A 17,353-nucleotide genomic window follows, 5' to 3' on the forward strand; every position below is an offset into this window, starting at 1 on the left:
TCGTTGTGTTTGAAAATTGATTGTTTAAAATTTAAGCCACAAATGTAATAATCTTCTAATAAAATCTAGTTTAGAAACCCAAATTTAATTTCCGAAATTATAACGAAGTGTGAATCCTGATCTAATATTCGTTAAAGGGAAAGAAGTTGAAATAACCGCTTTCGAGAACGAATGATCATAATAAAATATAGCTGTTAAGTTTTTACTGAAAGCATAATCGGCCGTTAGTTTTAAAGTCCAGATATTCTGCCCTGCTGCCAGCTGGTTATTGTCGTAATCTAAATATCGAACCAAAGTTTGATTATTTCTATATGAAAAATCAGCTTTTATGTTAATATCACTCTTGATAATTCCTGTTGGGTTATCTGCTAATCTTGAAGAGATAATCACATCTTTAAAACGATATCCTAATCCAACAACATACTCTATTCCTTTTACCTCTGTCAATAAATTATTATCGAAACTCATAGACAAGGCACGGTCTTTTTTAACTTCTGTTAATAAACGGAATGAGTTTTTCAATTCGAAATCAACTCGCATCAGCGGACTAAACTGCTCTACTAAGTTAACATTCGACATAATGGTCTTATTATAGAAGTTCGAATTTACATCTAGTCCATTTGGATTTTCCAAATAATCAAAATTTGATCTAAACTGACTTATTGTATAAGATGCCCTATAATTATGCTGTAATGAAAAACGTCTAAAATGGTCTTTGAAATACTTATAACGCATTAAACCATTATATTTAATACTCCAGTTTGGAATAGGAAAGCTTCTAAATATACCTGTAGAAACATTCGAAGCATTACTTCCTGTATAGGCCGCCATAAACGAAGGAAGCAAAACTGCCTGATTACTTTTACCGTAACCTATAGGATAGCCATCGTTAGATTGAATTATTTTTCGTTCGCTATTATTTGGGTTAGAAAGATCTTCTATAGGCGCATTTGGATTTTCTGGTGGTAGTGCGCCAGCATCATATCTAGGAATCACTGCTCCTGCCCCATAGTGATCTTCTGCCAAACGGTTTGCTATAACTAAACGATTGCTTCTAAAATCATCAAATGCCGCCGATTGAGTTTCTGTACTTGTTGAAAATGCCGTCTTAATTAGAACCGTTGAAATAGAAAACATTCCATAAGAATAAGGAGATAGAGGCTTATAAAACTTTTGCCCAATAGAATCTCTAACTGTATATTGTTCTGAAGAGTTTTCAGAATAAGCGCGATCCATTGCCAAATCAATTTTTAAATCAGGCAATAAATCTACATTGGCTGTTATTTTCAAAAGTTTATTGCTTACCTGCGTAAAGTTTTGGTTGAAATTTTGATAACTCGTTAGCCATCCATTTTTGGCCGCTTCAAAACGCACATCGTCTTGGCTACCGAATACAAATCCTAATGAAGGTTTAGACGAACCGAAGAAACCTACTCCTGGAATATAACCCGGCAAAACGGTACCGCTGTTTTTGGTATAGTTAATCTGAACATTTTTAACACTGGTCAAAACTCCAATTAAACCATCATAGAAAGGATTACTGCTAGTAACCGGTTTAGCCGTTGTATTCACAATTTTCTCTCCTGGTTTTGGAGGCGCCGCAGGTTTTGGTTTTGCTGGTTTTCCTCCCGGCACGAGACCTAAATATTTATACAGCATATTCATATTTAATGTCGTCGACAAAGTATTTGAATTGGCATTCTGAACTGTATTTCCTAAATTCCAAGACACTCCATTTTCGTCAACATACTGAGAAAGTGCCGTTGATGATCTTTGCCAGTTGTAGTCTGCCGTATAAGAATAAGTAGCTTTTACGAAACTAAATATTGGAATTTTATTAATTGGAATATCATAGTTTAAAACCAACTGCTGTAAATGCTGGTTTGGAATACCAATATCAAAATAATCATCCCAAATATTAAAGTCTTGTTTTGGCGTATTATCGTCGTTCAAAAAGTTTCTTACAATATTATTAGACGCCGCTGTATAGTTTAATTTTAATGATTTTGTCAAATTAAATCCAAAACCATATTGGTAATTAAACGCAAAGTTTCTTCTGTAAAGCGGATCTAAGCCAATACCTTCAACATCAACTTGTCTATACTGCTGGCGATTGCTCTGTCTTAAAATATTAGTATTGAACGAAACATTTGACGGAAGATAATTGATATTAAAATCGCTTAACAGTTTCCAATAATCACTTGTTTTCATGAATTTGGTCTGCTTGAACGGAACTACTTCTTTCGGCTGGAAAGTATAAGCATAATTAATTGAAGTATTTGATTGCTCATCTTCGTAGCTTTCAACTTCGTAATCGTGTCGCTCTACCTGATTATACGATTGAGAGAAAGTAAAGTTTTCTACATCGTAAACATGCGGTTTCTGTTCTGGCGCTCTATCTTTTCTTACTCCAATAAAATTGATGCTTTTACGCTTTGTATAATCTACTGCTCTTGTTCTAATGTTATCTTTTTCTGCTGGATCTGTCGTTTCCGATATTAATTGGTCTAATTTAATATCCTGATTGAAGGGGTCGTATTCTGGTGTAATAACTTCTTCTCCAATTGCATAATTAAACGGAAGATTAATACCCCATTTACGAGGAAGCAATTTCCCTAGATTAATATTGGTTACAATGTTGTACTGCTGAATATCTTCACGACTTCTCTCGTTTGCTCCTTGCTCAAGAGAACCAAAACCAATCGTACTCTTTTTACCAGAGGCAGATAATGTCATCAAATCGGCCATGTTGGTATCCACATTCAATAATGCAGCCATACCACCTTTGTTTTCCAAATCAGACATACGAAGTTCGTTAAACCAAACTTCTCCCATAATATCTTTATGATTTGCCGCACTTTTTACTCCGACCATTAAATTTCGAACCAAACCAAAATTCGGATTTCCTTTAATACCTAAAGTCAATTTACCGTCTTGGTCACCTCCATCGACATCGGGATCTCGGTCTGGATAATAAATACCGTTTATATCTCTTTTTGGAGAGTTAATATCGATATTCATTCCTAAGATTTTCATTCTAGTCAACAACTCTAAAGCAAGGTCTATATTATTTTCTTCAAGCCAAACTTGATCTGGGCTGATTGTACATGACCCGCCAGTTCTTGTTACTTTTAATGGAATCTCGATTTGATAAAAGTTCTGCGTGAAATCGTTACCAAAACGAATAAATCCAATCATCTCATCGTCTAGAAGCTGAGTTTCGTTTGGAAGCGATTCTGCATGAAGAAACATTTTCAGTTTTTTGTACTGACGCATATCAACACTTACATTTTTGAAAACCGCTCTAGAATCTTGATATTCTAATCCTGTACCTCCAATTCGAACTGCCAGAGACTGTTCGTTTTGATTAATAATCGTATTGTTATTATAAAGCTGTTCTCTTTGAACTCCTGGCGGAATAACATAGTTTACAGGACATTTCGTTGCGTTTTCCTGAATATTTACAGCCGCAACATCAAATTGAGTTCCGTCATCATCAGGATTTGTGTCATTTGCATCTAATGTTCCTGTGTATTTTCTCCATTCTCCTCTTACTAAATCTAAAGCTCCAAAACGAACTGTCATTTGATCGTTAAATCCGGTCATGAACATACGCATGAAACGAATGGATCTAAAATCGCTAATATTACCAATAGTATTTTGAGGTTTTGCAACAGGGATTTTAAACTGAATCCATCTTGCATTAGTCGAACCTCCATTAGGAAGTTCCACATTTTGAACTTCTCTAATATCTGTGATATAATTTTCTCCAACCTGCATACCTGGTTTTACATCAATACTGTATTCATAATACGCATTGATTGTACTCATGGTATTATCACGATTGATATCTTCAACGTCTGGAAGCGTTGTAGAACCTCTATTAGGATCGTCAATACTTACAGCTGAGTTTCCTTCTGTTCCGTTATATTTTTTATAACGTTGTAAGACCCCTCCCTCCGTATTTAAGAAATAGGTGTAGTTATCTCCTGCTGGATCGGGATCGCCAGCATAATTAGTATAAATTGCTCCCTCTTTTGCATCTGGCAAACCATCTAAACCAACATCCTGATTTTTACGATTGTCTGGATTGGTATCAAATGCGTAAATCAAGGATTGAGACGCTGGCACATCTCCCCAAATTGGTTGCGGATTCACCATTACCTGATCTGGTCCTAAACCGTTCTCATATTGCTTTCTTCCGTCTTTCAGAACGTCTTCAGAAACTTCTCCCAAGTTGAAATAGATTTTTCCGCTATTAGTTCCTTGAGCTTGGCCTGTTCCCACATAAGGATCAAGTACCCAAAACTGAATATACTCGACATTCCCTTGCTCAAAGTTTGTAGAGTTCAAAGCACGCATAATTCCACCAAAATTAGCTGAAGGCGCACTACTGCTAAAATTTGGGTTATTATTGTATGGCCCTCTATCTGATGGATAATAAGTTAAATCTAACGTATTGATAACCTGGATCTGACCTTGTGCAATATCTGTATTCGGATAAAGCTCTCTACTGTAAATTCTTCTTGTCGAATTTAAAGACAAATCATCGTTTGAAATTCCAGATGGCTTTGAGGTATAGAAAATAGGGTCGATAGTGTACCAAGATAACTTAGCACGTTTGAAACCGTACTCTAGCGTATTGGAATTTGCATTGAAAGTATTGTCTGTAATAGAATTAATAAGTGGTGTCGAGGCCAAACTCCACGCATAAGCAGATCTCATATCGATTGTCGTTTGAGTACCTTCAAAATCATCAATATAAATCGTAGCTTCTCCTTCAAAATCACTTGCTTTTGGTGCATCTGGTTTCAAAAACGCAATTTCCCCGCGAATGGAAAGATTAGAAGGAACATCTGTATCTATATTTGGCAGTTTATTAGCCAATCTTGTCAAGAAGGGAACTTCTGTTGAATAATTTCCGTTAAAACCAAAAATGGTATTATTTACAGATTCTTGTCCATAACTTGATTTTTGTGTAAAAGGACGTTCTGTCATTTTTAAGAAAGTACCTCCAACCACAAATTTCTCAGAAATTTTATGCTCAATATTAAAGCCCATGAATCTTCTAGTCTGCTGACCGAAAATTGAATTGTTTTCTAATGAAACTTCAATCGGCGTATTAGAAGCCTGAAGCGATGGGTCCAATATTTGTACGCGTCCTAATTGATAATCGACACTATAATCAATACCTTCCACTAAAACACGACCTGCAGCTGTTACTACAACAGATCCCTGCGGAACGTTGAATGCACCAATAGGAATACCATTGCTTCCAGAAGATTTATATTTCCCTCTCAGTAAGAATTTGTTTTTATCACTATCCTGCAATGCACCAGCCTGCGTATTCCTGTACATATTTCTAAATACATACTTCTTCTGATTCGCATTATAAGTGGTTGGATCATTATAGTTTTCTCCTGAATTGGTGTTCAATTTTCTAAACAAAAGCTCTCCAAATGGCTCTTTTGTCGTAAAAATAATTCGAGCATTCTGAACATCAACGGTTACTCCAGGCACATAATCGAAGAATCCATCTCCTCCTGTTTGCGGATCGTTATTGTAATTTAAACGATCAAGATTGAAAACATTCAATAATGGCGTTTGGTCTACTTTATCATCTGGTGCTGGATTTGGAGGGAATGTACTTCCTGTTACTGGCGTAATATAATTTATTGGAGAAGGATCTGTATAAAGAATATTAAGCCTGAAATCTTCTTGTTTGATTTGATAAGCCTGCGGAATCTGATACACGTTTTTCATCATCAAGTTCCAAACCGGATTCTGCACGTTGGTCAAACTGCTTTTTAGCATTTTTAAAACCAAACTCTGCGTTACAATTGCCTGATTGGCATTATTGTTTCCTGTAACTACAGTTGCATCTACACCATCACTTCCAAACTCCCCTACTTGATATGTTTTTCCTCCAACGGTATATTCAAACGCTACTGCTAAAATTTCGTCATTGGCCAAACGCTGTTGTAATGAAATGTAACCTAACTGCGCGTTGAAAGTAAATTCGTTTGTTGTTAATTTTCTAGCATTTTCAAGAACAGAATAATCTGTACCCTCACTTGTATTAGCATTATTAAATCCAGATTTTGCTGTTACGATTTCTCTAATATTAGAATTTAAATAACTGCCTGGTTTGCCAATAGCGGCAGGATCGTACTTATTATTTGTATTATCGGTTGGCGAATCTATAGAGTTATTAAAAAATCCTGTTGGATCTGTAATAACCACCACTTGATTATCTGGAACACCAGAAACCTGTCCTTCTCCTAAATCCTGAAGCGCAATAATGTTTCTTAAGTTATTATTGGATGTCGTTACTCTATTTTGCTTATTGGTTACCCAAACTTCAATTCTTGTAACCTGAACACGGCTATCAATTAATGGATAATTTTTAAGAGAAGCATCGTATTTGTTTCTAAAGTATTGTGATAAGAAGAAATGTCGATCGTTATCATAATCTAGAGCAAATAAATCAAAGTTTTGCACGGTACCTCCACCTTCTGCGACTATACTTTTGGTTTGCGACTTCTGTTCAGAGAAAACTCCAGTAACAGTTGTCTTACCAAATTGCAGTTGCGCTTTGACCCCAAATAAACTTTGTGCACCTCTAATTAAGGTACTATTTAAAGGCATGCTCACGTTACCCACCTCAACCTTCTGAACAATATCGTCTTCTGAAGGTGTGTAAGCTAATTTAAATAAGTTCTGAAAGGCAAATGTTGATTGCGTATCGTAGTTTGCATTTACCTCCAAACGAGTTCCAATTTTCCCCATCAAACTCATACTGATTCTTTGATCAAAATCAAAAGTCAGGCTGGATCTGTTTCTCGGTGAAAATGACGGGTTGTCTTGTTTGGTATAACGCATACCCAAATCCATTTCAACTGATCCTGTGGGTTTTACGTCTATAGTATTACTTCCAAAAATACTTTCGAATAAACTCGAATTGATGTAATATCTAGGCAATAAATCTTTTTTAGCCGCTTCGGCTCCAGCTTTTTTACCGTCAATAGCATCCGATTTTTTTCTAAAATAATCTCTTCTAGCTTCTTTTAAAACTAAATCTTCGTATTCTTTTGGCGTTAAAATTAAAGGGTAATTGATAGAGAAACCATCTACAGAATTGGTGTAGATATAACGATCGGTAATAGGATCGTAGCGATATGCAGAAAGTACGCTCGGAGGATCTTCGAGCTCTATCTTACCTACCGAAAACTGAGTTTTAGTTGTATCTTGTGCCGCCGGTGTGACCTGTGCCCGCAAAACATTACCGCAGAGTAATACCAGCAACAAAATACAAATTTTACGCATAGAATTCTTTTATATAAAGTGAAATTTATAAGCTTTTTAAGGCCTTTTTGATAATTGTTTCAACCGTAGCTTCTGGATCTTCTTTTACGATTCTTTCTACTACTTTTTCGGAAGCTTTTCGGACAAAACCTAATACTTCTAGAGCAGATAACGCTTCATCTCGGTTTCTATTGTTTTGAACAGCAAAAACTTCATCTATATCGTACAATTTAACAACTTTTTCCTTTAAATCCAGTATAACCCTTTGTGCTGTTTTGTTCCCAATTCCTTTGATAGACTGGATTGTGCCAACATCTCCAGATGCAATGGCGTTTATAATTTGCTTTGGTTCTATTGACGAAAGCATTGTTCTTGCAATTCCTGCTCCAATTCCTGAAACAGAAATAAGCATTCTGAAAATTTCTCGTTCCGATTTTTCAACAAAACCATATAAAGTATGCGCATCTTCTTTAATTTGAAGATGCGTATACAATTTTATATTTTCAGAATTTGGAATTAAGGAGAAGGTATGCAGCGATATATTTACCTGATAACCAACTCCTCCACAATCAATTACAACCTCTGTAGGATTCTTTTCTACTAATCTTCCCTGCAAATGCGCTATCATAAATATAGTTTATTAGTATCAAATATAACAAAAATGCCATAAAACTACGACAAATTTGTATAATCCTTGTTGAACTTTTATTGTGCTATTTTATTCTTTTTAATTTCTTTTTCCTGTGCATCAATAACAGCAATAGCAGCCATATTAACCATTTCTTCAACGCTAGCACCCAATTGGAAGATATGAACTGGTTCGCCCATACCCATCATAATTGGTCCAATTGAATTCACTTTGTACAATTCTTTTAACAATTTGTAAGTGATATTTGCTGACTCTAAATTAGGGAAAACTAACGTATTTACTTTTTTTCCTGCTAGTTTAGAGAATGGGAATTTTTCTTGAAGCATTTCTGGATTTAATGCAAAATCTGCTTGAATTTCTCCGTCAACAATTAAATCTGGGTGATTTTTATGTAAATATGCTACAGCCTCTCTCACTTTTGAAGCGCTTTCACTAGTTGAAGAACCAAAATTTGAGAACGATACCATTGCAATTACAGGTTCAATTCCGAACATTTTAGCTGTTTTTGCAGTCATTACGGCAATATTAATCAAATCTTGTGCAGATGGATTAATGTTTATCGCAGTATCTGACAAGAACATTGGCCCACGAGAAGTAAGCATCATGTTTGCAGTTGCAATTAATGACGCATTTTGAGCTTTTGGAATTAACTGCATCATAGGTTTTACTACAGAAGGATAACTTCTAGAATGCCCTGTAACTAAAGCATCTGCTTCACCTTCGTTAACCATCATGGCTGCAAAATAGTTTCTTTCGCGCATGAATTTTTCTGCATCCAATTTAGAAACTCCTCTTCTTCCTCTTGTTTCCCAGAATGATTTTGCAAATCTATTACGTCTTTCGGCTTCCTCATCTGTTTTTGGATCGATAATTTCTAGATCGGCATCAAAACCAAGTTCTTTTTTCAAGTCTAGAATCAACTCTTTATTTCCTAATAAAATTGGGAATCCGATTCCGTCTTCGTAAACAATTTGAGCTGCTTTTAAAACATTTAATTGATCTGCCTCGGCAAAAACAACACGTTTAGGATTAACTTTAGCACGATTTGTAATTAAACGAACCATTTTGTTATCGTTCCCCATACGTTCGCGAAGCTTATCTTCATAAGCTGCCCAGTCTGTAATAGGATTTTTTGCTACACCAGATTCCATTGCTGCTTTTGCAACTGCAGGCGCCACAATAGTAATTAAACGTGGGTCGAATGGTTTTGGAATGATATACTCTTGTCCGAAACCTAATTTCATTGCGCCATAAGCTACGTTTACCTGTTCTGGAACTGGTTCTTTTGCTAAAATAGCTAACGCTTTTACGGCTGCCATTTTCATAGCTTCGTTGATTTTTGTCGCTCTTACGTCTAATGCTCCTCTAAAAATATATGGGAAACCTAATACGTTGTTTACCTGATTAGGAAAATCTGAACGTCCTGTCGCCATAATAACATCTTTTCTCGTTTCTACGGCCAAATTATAATCGATTTCCGGATTTGGATTTGCCATTGCAAATACAATCGGGTTATCTTTCATTGTCAATAACATTTCTGGCGATAAAATACCTCCAGAAGACAATCCGATGAAAACGTCAGCACCTTTTACTGCTTCTGCCAATTCAATTTTAGGGCCATCGATAGCATATTTTAATTGCAAATCTGAAAGTGAAGGATTGTCTTTTGTTAAAAGTCCTTTACTATTGTACATTAAAATGTTCTCTATTTTTACTCCTAAAGAAACGTACAAGTCTGTACAAGCTATAGCTGCAGATCCTGCACCAGAAACGACCATTTTTACATCTTCGGCTTTTTTTCCAGCCAATTCAAGCGCATTGATTAAAGCTGCAGAAGATATAATTGCTGTTCCGTGCTGGTCATCATGCATTACTGGAATGTCTAATTCTTCAATCAGTCTTCTTTCAATTTCAAAAGATTCTGGAGCTTTGATGTCTTCAAGATTAATACCCCCAAAAGTTGGAGCAATATTTTTTACAGTTTGAATAAATTCTTCAACATTTTTAGTATCAATTTCGATGTCAAAAACGTCAATATCAGAGAATATTTTAAACAATAAACCTTTTCCTTCCATTACCGGTTTTCCAGCTTCTGGACCAATGTCTCCAAGTCCTAAAACAGCTGTACCATTTGAAATTACGGCTACTAAATTTCCTTTTGCTGTATATTTATAAACGTCTTCTTTGTTTGCTGCAATTTCTAAACATGGTTCTGCAACTCCTGGCGAATAGGCCAATGATAGATCTCTCTGGGTTGCATATTTTTTTGTTGGAACTACCTGAATTTTTCCTGGAGTTGGCTCTGCGTGATACAGTAACGCTTCTCTTTTTTTACTCTCTTTGTTCATTTTTTTAGCTTTTATTCTAGCTTACAAAGATATAAGTCTTGTTTTAAAATGGCGTCTTTTTAGCATTTTCTTTTCCTAAAATCTATTCGAATAAATAAAAAAAGTCCAATAGAAATTGGACTCGTTTGAATTTTTATCTTTTTTAGCTATCGTTTATTGAGAAATATAAGAATTCAAATGGTTGATGGTATCTTTTTGAATTTCTATAATTGCCTTCACTACATCGCTGATTGAAATAATTCCAACCACGATTCCGTCTTCCAGAACAGGCAAATGTCTTATCCTTTTTTCGCTCATAAGTTCCATACAATCTTCTAGATTATCTGAAAGTTTTACTGTAAAAACATTACTTTCCATAATCTCATGAACAAAAGTTTCCTTAGAAGATTTATCTTTCAGAACAATTTTTCGAGCATAATCTCTTTCTGATAATATTCCTTTTAAAACATTATCATCAATAATTAAAATTGCCCCAATGTTTTTTTCTCCCATAACTTTTAACGCATCATAAACCGTTAAATTGGAGACAATAGAATATACATTTCTTCCTTTTGCTTTAAGTATTTGATCTACAGTCATAATGAAAAATTTTTAGATTTATAAAGTTAAAATAAAAACCAACACAATTTGCAACGAAATCGATTTTTTAAAATCATAACTAATTCATTTTAAACATAATAAATCAAAATTTAAGTTTTCAATATTATACTGTAAAGAATCAAAGCCTTTAGAATGGTTTTTTGAAAAATGTTAGATTTTTTAACATTTACCGACCTTTAACTTCTAGCGGAGTTATTTCACAGAAAAATTAAACATATTTCTAAAAACTCCGCTAGAAGTTAAAGGTTGGTAGAAAAAAAATATCCCCAATTTATGTTTAATCATTCCGTAGGAATGTTTGGTCGGTAGAACAGAATTTGAATTACAGTTCGTACGTTCCAGCGGAACGTTTGATTAACGTGGCAAACATCCTTATTTGCATAATCAGGTGTTCCTCTGGAACACAACCCAAAACAAATACATTTTTTTTCTACCGACCTGTAACTCCTAGCGGAGTTATAACATTTTTTACTAAAACAATGAATGCTCCAGCGGAGCATAATATTTATAGGTGGTAAATCGACAGGATATAAAAGCTCCAGCGGAGCGATATATCACCCCGATAGGGCTTTTGCCGTGTGGTAAATATGTTCTCTATAAATATTTCGCCCCGCTAGGGCTACCGACCATAAACTCCTAGCGGAATTATTTGGCTTAAACAAAAAACCCTTTTCTAAAATTTAGAAAAGGGTTCTCCTGTTTTTTAATTAAAAGCCATTTTACATTGCAACAATAATAAATTCGCTTCGTCTATTTTTCATGTGTTCTTTTTCTGAGCATTTTACGCCGTCGGCACATTTGTTTACCAATTGCGTTTCTCCGTAACCTTTGGCTGTTAATCGATTTTCAGTTATTCCTTTTTGGATGAGCCAATTTTTGGTTGATTGTGCTCTTTTTTCTGAAAGAATCTGATTGCTTTCTGAAGAAGAACGGCTATCGGTATGCGAACGAATATCGAGTTTCATATTTGGATATTCGTTTAAAAGATTAACCACTTTCATTAATTGCGGTTCTGATGTCTTTTTGATGGTAGCTTTACCCAAATCAAAGAAGTTCATCGGAAGATTAAGCAACTTTGCAATATCTACTCCAATTCGTATAGAACCCAATTTTACTGGACTAATAGCTACTTTTTTAATCGCTACCGTTTTTGCTGCAAGTGGTTTAAATACTTTATTTAATTCTATCAATTGAGTCGTTTCTCCCTTTTCTTTACTAATAATTACTATGACTTCTTTGGCATTGTAATCGTTTTTAGCCGTTCTAATCGTATATTTTTTACCGCATCTTAAATCAGGGAAAAGATAATTTCCTTTTTCATCGGTTGTAATTGTTCCAACAGGATCAAATTTTTCATTAAACAAAGTCAGAGAAGTATTTGCTAAAACCTCGTTTGATTCTGCATCGGTAACGGTTCCCGATAAATTTTGTTCACAGATCAATCTTCTTGTTTCTGTAAATAAGTAAATATCATCTAAACCTTGTCCGTTTTCTCTATTTGAAGAAAAATAACCGCTTCTGCTTTTGCTGTCGATACTAAAGGCAAAATCGTCTTGCTTGCTGTTAACTGGTTCTCCAACATTTAGAACTTCATCGTAAGTTCCGTTTGCTTTTATACGAGAAGCAAAAATATCCAATCCGCCTAAACCTGGGCGACCATCAGAAGCAAAATACAATTCGTTATCTCCAGAAATAAAAGGAAAAGTTTCTCTTCCTTCTGTATTGATTGTTGGCCCAAGATTTTCTGGAGTGCCAAACGTTCCATCATTATTAATTGCAACTTTATAAATATCAGATTGTCCTAACGTTCCTGGCATATCTGATGCAAAATAAAGCGTTTTTTCGTCTATACTTAAAGCTGGATGCGCCGTACTATATTGATCGCTATTGAACGGAAGTTCTACTACATTTTTCCATTCGTTTTCAATAAATTCTGCCTTGTATAATTTTAATAACGTTACATTTTTGTCGTTGCTGCGTCTTTTACCATCTGTAAAATTATTTCGGGTAAAATACATTGTTCGTCCATCTTTTGTAAAAATCGGACTTGACTCATTAAAGTTATCTTTTTTTCGTTTTACTAAAAGTTCAGGTTTTCCGACACTTCCGTCTGGGAGTAAATCTGCTGTATACAATCTAGAGAAAGATCTATTTGTCCACTGGAAATTGGCTTTAACCACTCCGCCAGTATCGCGCGCAGAGGTAAAAACGATTTTATTATTGTAAACAACGCTCCCATAATCTGAATAGCGAGAATTAACTCCTGCGTCGCCAATTTGGAATCGTCCTGAATTTTCTTTTATATCTTCTAAATAATTTTTGTCATTTCGAATAAGGGCCGCTCTTTTTTCTGCGCTGGCTTTCTGATTGAATTTCTGCAAAATCTCATCAGACTTGCGATAATCTCCTGCCGATTTTAATGATTGCGCATATCGATACAAATATTCGGCATCTTGATTTTCGTTGATTATAAATAGTTGTTCGTACCATTTTAATGCACTTTTCAATTCTCCATTAAAATAATATGAATTTGCCAAACGCTGAATTATTCCTTGATCGGTCGTTTCAGCATTTACTAAAGTCTCGTAAACTTTTATGGCATCCGCGTAAGCGTACTCTTCGTATTTTTTATCTGCATATTTTATGTTCATGGCTGCAAATGGATTTTGGGCATTTACATAGGAAACAAAACTAAGCAGTAAAAAGATCAATATTAATTTTCTAGCTTTCATAGGTTGTATTAAAAGAATCTTGGGGATATCATTTTATTGTAATTATTGAAGAATTCGAATCTTAAGAAAATTTCGTGAGATCCAGAATTGTACTTTCTTAATTGTGTAGTTTCATGATCGTAACCATAACCTATATACATTCCTTTTGATACCTGAAACCCTGCCATTGCACTAACAGATGCGCTCCAGCGATAAGCAAGTCCTAAAACAAATTTATCATTGAACATAAAATTTCCTGAAACGTCAACTTGCAATGGAGCTCCTTCTACCATTTTGGTCATTAAAGCTGGTTTGAATTTGATGTATTCTAGACGATCTAGATTAAATACATAACCTGCAATTAAATAGTAATTGATTTTATCTTTGAAAATAGCCACATCATTTGAGTCATAACGGTTGGTTTCGATAAAATTAGGAACCGATAATCCGATGTATGCTCTGTCTGAATGGTAATAAATTCCAGCTCCAACATTTGGCGAAAATTTATTTTTAAGATTCTGAAACTGCGGATCATCTTGATCTTCATAACTCAATTTATTGATATCGATATTGAAAAGATTGGCTGTTCCTTTGATCCCGAAAGATAAATTCCAGGTGTCTGAAGTCGGAATGGCATAAGACAAATCTGCTGATAAAGTATTTTCTACCGTTGGCCCGATTTTATCATTTACCAAAGAAACTCCAAGTCCTAAATCACTATTTTTTAAAGGTGTATTGACCGAAAATGTACTTGTTTCTGGTGCTCCGTCTAATCCGATCCATTGCGTGCGATACAAACCAAAAACACTTAATGCTCCTCTCGAACCTGCATACGCTGGATTGACTTCGATTGTATTATACATATATTGCGTATACTGCGCATCTTGCTGCGCGTGTGACACAATCGAAAAAAACATAAAAACTAAAATTAATTTTTTCATTTATTAAGCTTTAGAACGGCTTAGCTAAACGCTAAGTCGTAGTCCAATTTTATTTATTAAGGTATAAGTATCCAGATTCTTGGTGAGATTGTTGAGCATTGTCTTTGTATTTTAAGACATAGAAATAGGTTCCAACTGGCAGACCATCTGATTGTTTCACTGTCGAACGTCCGTTAGAATATCCAACAAAAGCACGATCGTTATTGTTATACTGCTCTATATTGAAAACTAGAACTCCCCAACGGTTGTAAATTTCAACCGTATTGTCTGGATAACATTCTATTCCTCTGATGTAGAATCTTGTATTCTTGTCGTCTCCGTTTGGCGAGAAAGCATTCATTACTTTAATAGAACATCCGTTTAAATCTAATACAGTAGGACTATCTCCACTATTGCTTGCATCGTCTGACTGATCTTCAACCACGACACCTCTTAAACTGCTTCCTTTTACCGTTGCTTGGTTACTTACACTTCCTCGATTAATATCTTCTTGCGTTATTTTGTAAACTGCTGTAAAGTTCTTTTCGTTAGATTCGTTTACGCCCAAGTTTATTGCTTGTCCAGAAACCACAACTCCTGGCAATGGATCATTTATCGTGATTCCAACAAGAGGTACATTTCCTGTATTGGTTACCGTAAATTTGTACGTAATTGTTTCTCCAGCATTTGCAAAACCGCTCTTATTTTCGTCGTTGAAAACTGCTGTTTTTATGACCGAAATTGCAGGCACTTCAACAAAAACATTTAATACAGCTGTAGAGCAATTGGTTGAATTTGCTTTTTCGCAAACTTGATAAGTCAACGGATAATTTCCTCCTGGTGTGTTAGGCTTAACATTTACGCTTCCGTCTGCATTCCATTCAAAATATGGACTCGCTGTTATTGGCTTGATAATAACATCAGCAGGATTTATTGGTTTTCCGTTTATCAAATCATTTTCTAAAACATTGACAAATTCTAGTGAACCGTTAATTCCGTCGGCACTAACATTATTATCGTTATTTAAAGTAATTTGATTTACTGTTGGCGAAACTGGATCTAAAACATTGTCAACTGTAATTTTAACTAGTGCTTGACTACAATTTGATTTGTTTGCCACTTCGCAAATCTGATAAGTCAATTGGTAAACTCCATCTGGCGTATTTGTCGCAATATTAATTGAACCATCTGCATTCAATGAAATATTTGGATTTACTACAGGTACTGATAAAATAACGTCTGATGGGCTAAGTTTTACTCCATTCAATACGTCATTTTCAAATATGTTAACTGTAGCATTTGCTCCTTTTTTCACATTTATTGGTCCTGCTTCATCATTATTTGCTTTTATAGAGAATGTTGGACGAGCATTACAATCCGGTGTAGCAGGCGGATAAGCAATAGGAACTGTAACTGTAGGATTTAACGAGAATTCGATTTTCGCTCCACTTCTAGTAGCTTCAAATCCGTCAGCACCTTCTGTCCATATTCCATTATTTACCACCCATCCTGGCCAATCAATTCCATTTCCGTTGCTGTCAATTTCTGCTCCTGGCCATAAAATATCTCCGTTTAATGGCAGATTAGTCTGAGTTGCCACTACATTGTTATTGCTATCAATCCATTTAACCGTTAATAAATTATTAGGTGTGAAATTATCTGGTGTAACGGTATACTTAACATAAGGAACATTGTTTGAACAATAGCTGTTTGCTACAATTGTCATTTTTGGTTCTGTTACCGTTACTTTTACAACATTTGAACTGCAGTTGTCTGGATTTAATTTCTCGCAAATAGTATATGTTAACTCGTAGTCTCCCGCAGGTGCATTTGGCGCTAGTGTAACATTTCCGTTTGTGTCGACAGCTAAATATCCTTTCGGATCGACTTTAGTAACCGTAAGATTTACATCTGAAGGCACTAATGCTTTGCCATCTTTTGTATCATTTACAAAAACATTGATTACTGTCTGCGGAATATTTACTCCAACCGCTGAAGGCACAAGATCTTCGTTTGCAACAAGATTACTTCCTGTAACTGGAACAGTGATGATTACTGAGTCGCAGTTTAGCGGATTAGTTATTTCACAGATTTTGTATTCTACATTATAATCTCCTTTTGGCGTATTTGCTGCAACAGATATTGTGTAATCTGAATTCAGGGTTAATCCTGATGGAAGCGTTCCGATGATTTCAAACTTAACTTCTCCTGCTGCTGTTCCTACAACAATTGGGTTTCCGTTTAAAGTATCATTTGTTGTTAATGAAATTGTTGTTCCTCCAGCATTTCCGTTTATTGGAGCGAACACATCTTTCACCGCATCGATTACTGGGGTTCCAACCGTAACTTTTACCGTATTTGAGCTGCAGTTGCTTGGATTTAGCTTCTCACAGATTTCATAAGTCAGCTCATAATCTCCCGCTGGCGGATTGGCGCCTAAAATGATGCTTCCGTCTGGATTCAGCGTCAGATATCCTTTTGGATCTGGCGTTGGAGTTTTCAGCGTAACATCTGCTGGGTCTAAAGGCTGTCCGTTTTTAGTATCATTATCAAAAACATTTTTACCTAAAGTCTGAGGAGCATTCGATCCTAAAACCGATGGAATATTGTCTGCATTTGCCACCAGGTCTCCTGCTGTAACTGGCACAGTGATGATTACTGAGTCGCAGTTTAGCGGATTAGTGATTTCACAGATTTTATATTCTACATTATAATCTCCTTTTGGCGTATTTGGCGCAACTGATAGTGTATAATCAGCATTTAGCGTTAATCCTGATGGAAGCGTTCCGATGATTTCAAACTTAACTTCTCCTGCTGCTG

The 17,353-nt window shown here is 35.4% G+C and carries 7 protein-coding genes; all 7 read right to left on the reverse strand.

Annotation, left to right across the window (positions count from 1 at the left end; all coding sequences use genetic code 11):
• Positions 1 to 84: 84 nt before the first annotated feature.
• Positions 85 to 7,326 (reverse strand): cell surface protein SprA, encoded by a 7,242-nt coding sequence (sprA, locus tag J7574_RS22455; protein WP_290974274.1) that lies wholly within the window; start codon positions 7,324 to 7,326, stop codon positions 85 to 87.
• A gap of 25 nt (positions 7,327 to 7,351) precedes the next feature.
• Positions 7,352 to 7,933, reverse strand: coding sequence for a Holliday junction branch migration protein RuvA (gene ruvA, locus J7574_RS22460; RefSeq protein ID WP_290974277.1), 582 nt, complete (start codon positions 7,931 to 7,933; stop codon positions 7,352 to 7,354).
• 77 nt (positions 7,934 to 8,010) lie between these two features.
• Positions 8,011 to 10,302 (reverse strand): NADP-dependent malic enzyme, encoded by a 2,292-nt coding sequence (locus J7574_RS22465; protein ID WP_290974280.1) that lies wholly within the window; start codon positions 10,300 to 10,302, stop codon positions 8,011 to 8,013.
• A gap of 153 nt (positions 10,303 to 10,455) precedes the next feature.
• Positions 10,456 to 10,881, reverse strand: a complete 426-nt coding sequence (locus tag J7574_RS22470) for a CBS domain-containing protein (RefSeq protein ID WP_198854486.1) — start codon at positions 10,879 to 10,881, stop codon at positions 10,456 to 10,458.
• A gap of 740 nt (positions 10,882 to 11,621) precedes the next feature.
• Entirely contained in the window at positions 11,622 to 13,634 is a 2,013-nt protein-coding gene (locus tag J7574_RS22475; RefSeq protein WP_290974286.1) for an OmpA family protein, read from the reverse strand.
• 8 nt (positions 13,635 to 13,642) lie between these two features.
• Positions 13,643 to 14,554 carry a type IX secretion system membrane protein PorP/SprF gene (locus J7574_RS22480; protein ID WP_290974289.1) on the reverse strand — a complete coding sequence of 304 codons (912 nt, stop codon included), beginning with the start codon at positions 14,552 to 14,554 and terminating at the stop codon, positions 13,643 to 13,645.
• Between the two features lie 49 nt (positions 14,555 to 14,603).
• Positions 14,604 to 17,353: gliding motility-associated C-terminal domain-containing protein (locus J7574_RS22485; RefSeq protein ID WP_290974292.1), on the reverse strand; the 2,750-nt coding region annotated here is incomplete at its 5' end.

Source organism: Flavobacterium sp. (assembly GCF_017744675.1).
Classification (GTDB): domain Bacteria; phylum Bacteroidota; class Bacteroidia; order Flavobacteriales; family Flavobacteriaceae; genus Flavobacterium.

Coding starts and splice junctions, on each gene's coding strand:
- sprA (WP_290974274.1), bottom strand. CDS start 7,326: ATGCGTAAAATTTGTATTTTGTTGCTGGTATTACTCTGCGGTAATGTT.
- ruvA (WP_290974277.1), bottom strand. CDS start 7,933: ATGATAGCGCATTTGCAGGGAAGATTAGTAGAAAAGAATCCTACAGAG.
- J7574_RS22465 (WP_290974280.1), bottom strand. CDS start 10,302: ATGAACAAAGAGAGTAAAAAAAGAGAAGCGTTACTGTATCACGCAGAG.
- J7574_RS22470 (WP_198854486.1), bottom strand. CDS start 10,881: ATGACTGTAGATCAAATACTTAAAGCAAAAGGAAGAAATGTATATTCT.
- J7574_RS22475 (WP_290974286.1), bottom strand. CDS start 13,634: ATGAAAGCTAGAAAATTAATATTGATCTTTTTACTGCTTAGTTTTGTT.
- J7574_RS22480 (WP_290974289.1), bottom strand. CDS start 14,554: ATGAAAAAATTAATTTTAGTTTTTATGTTTTTTTCGATTGTGTCACAC.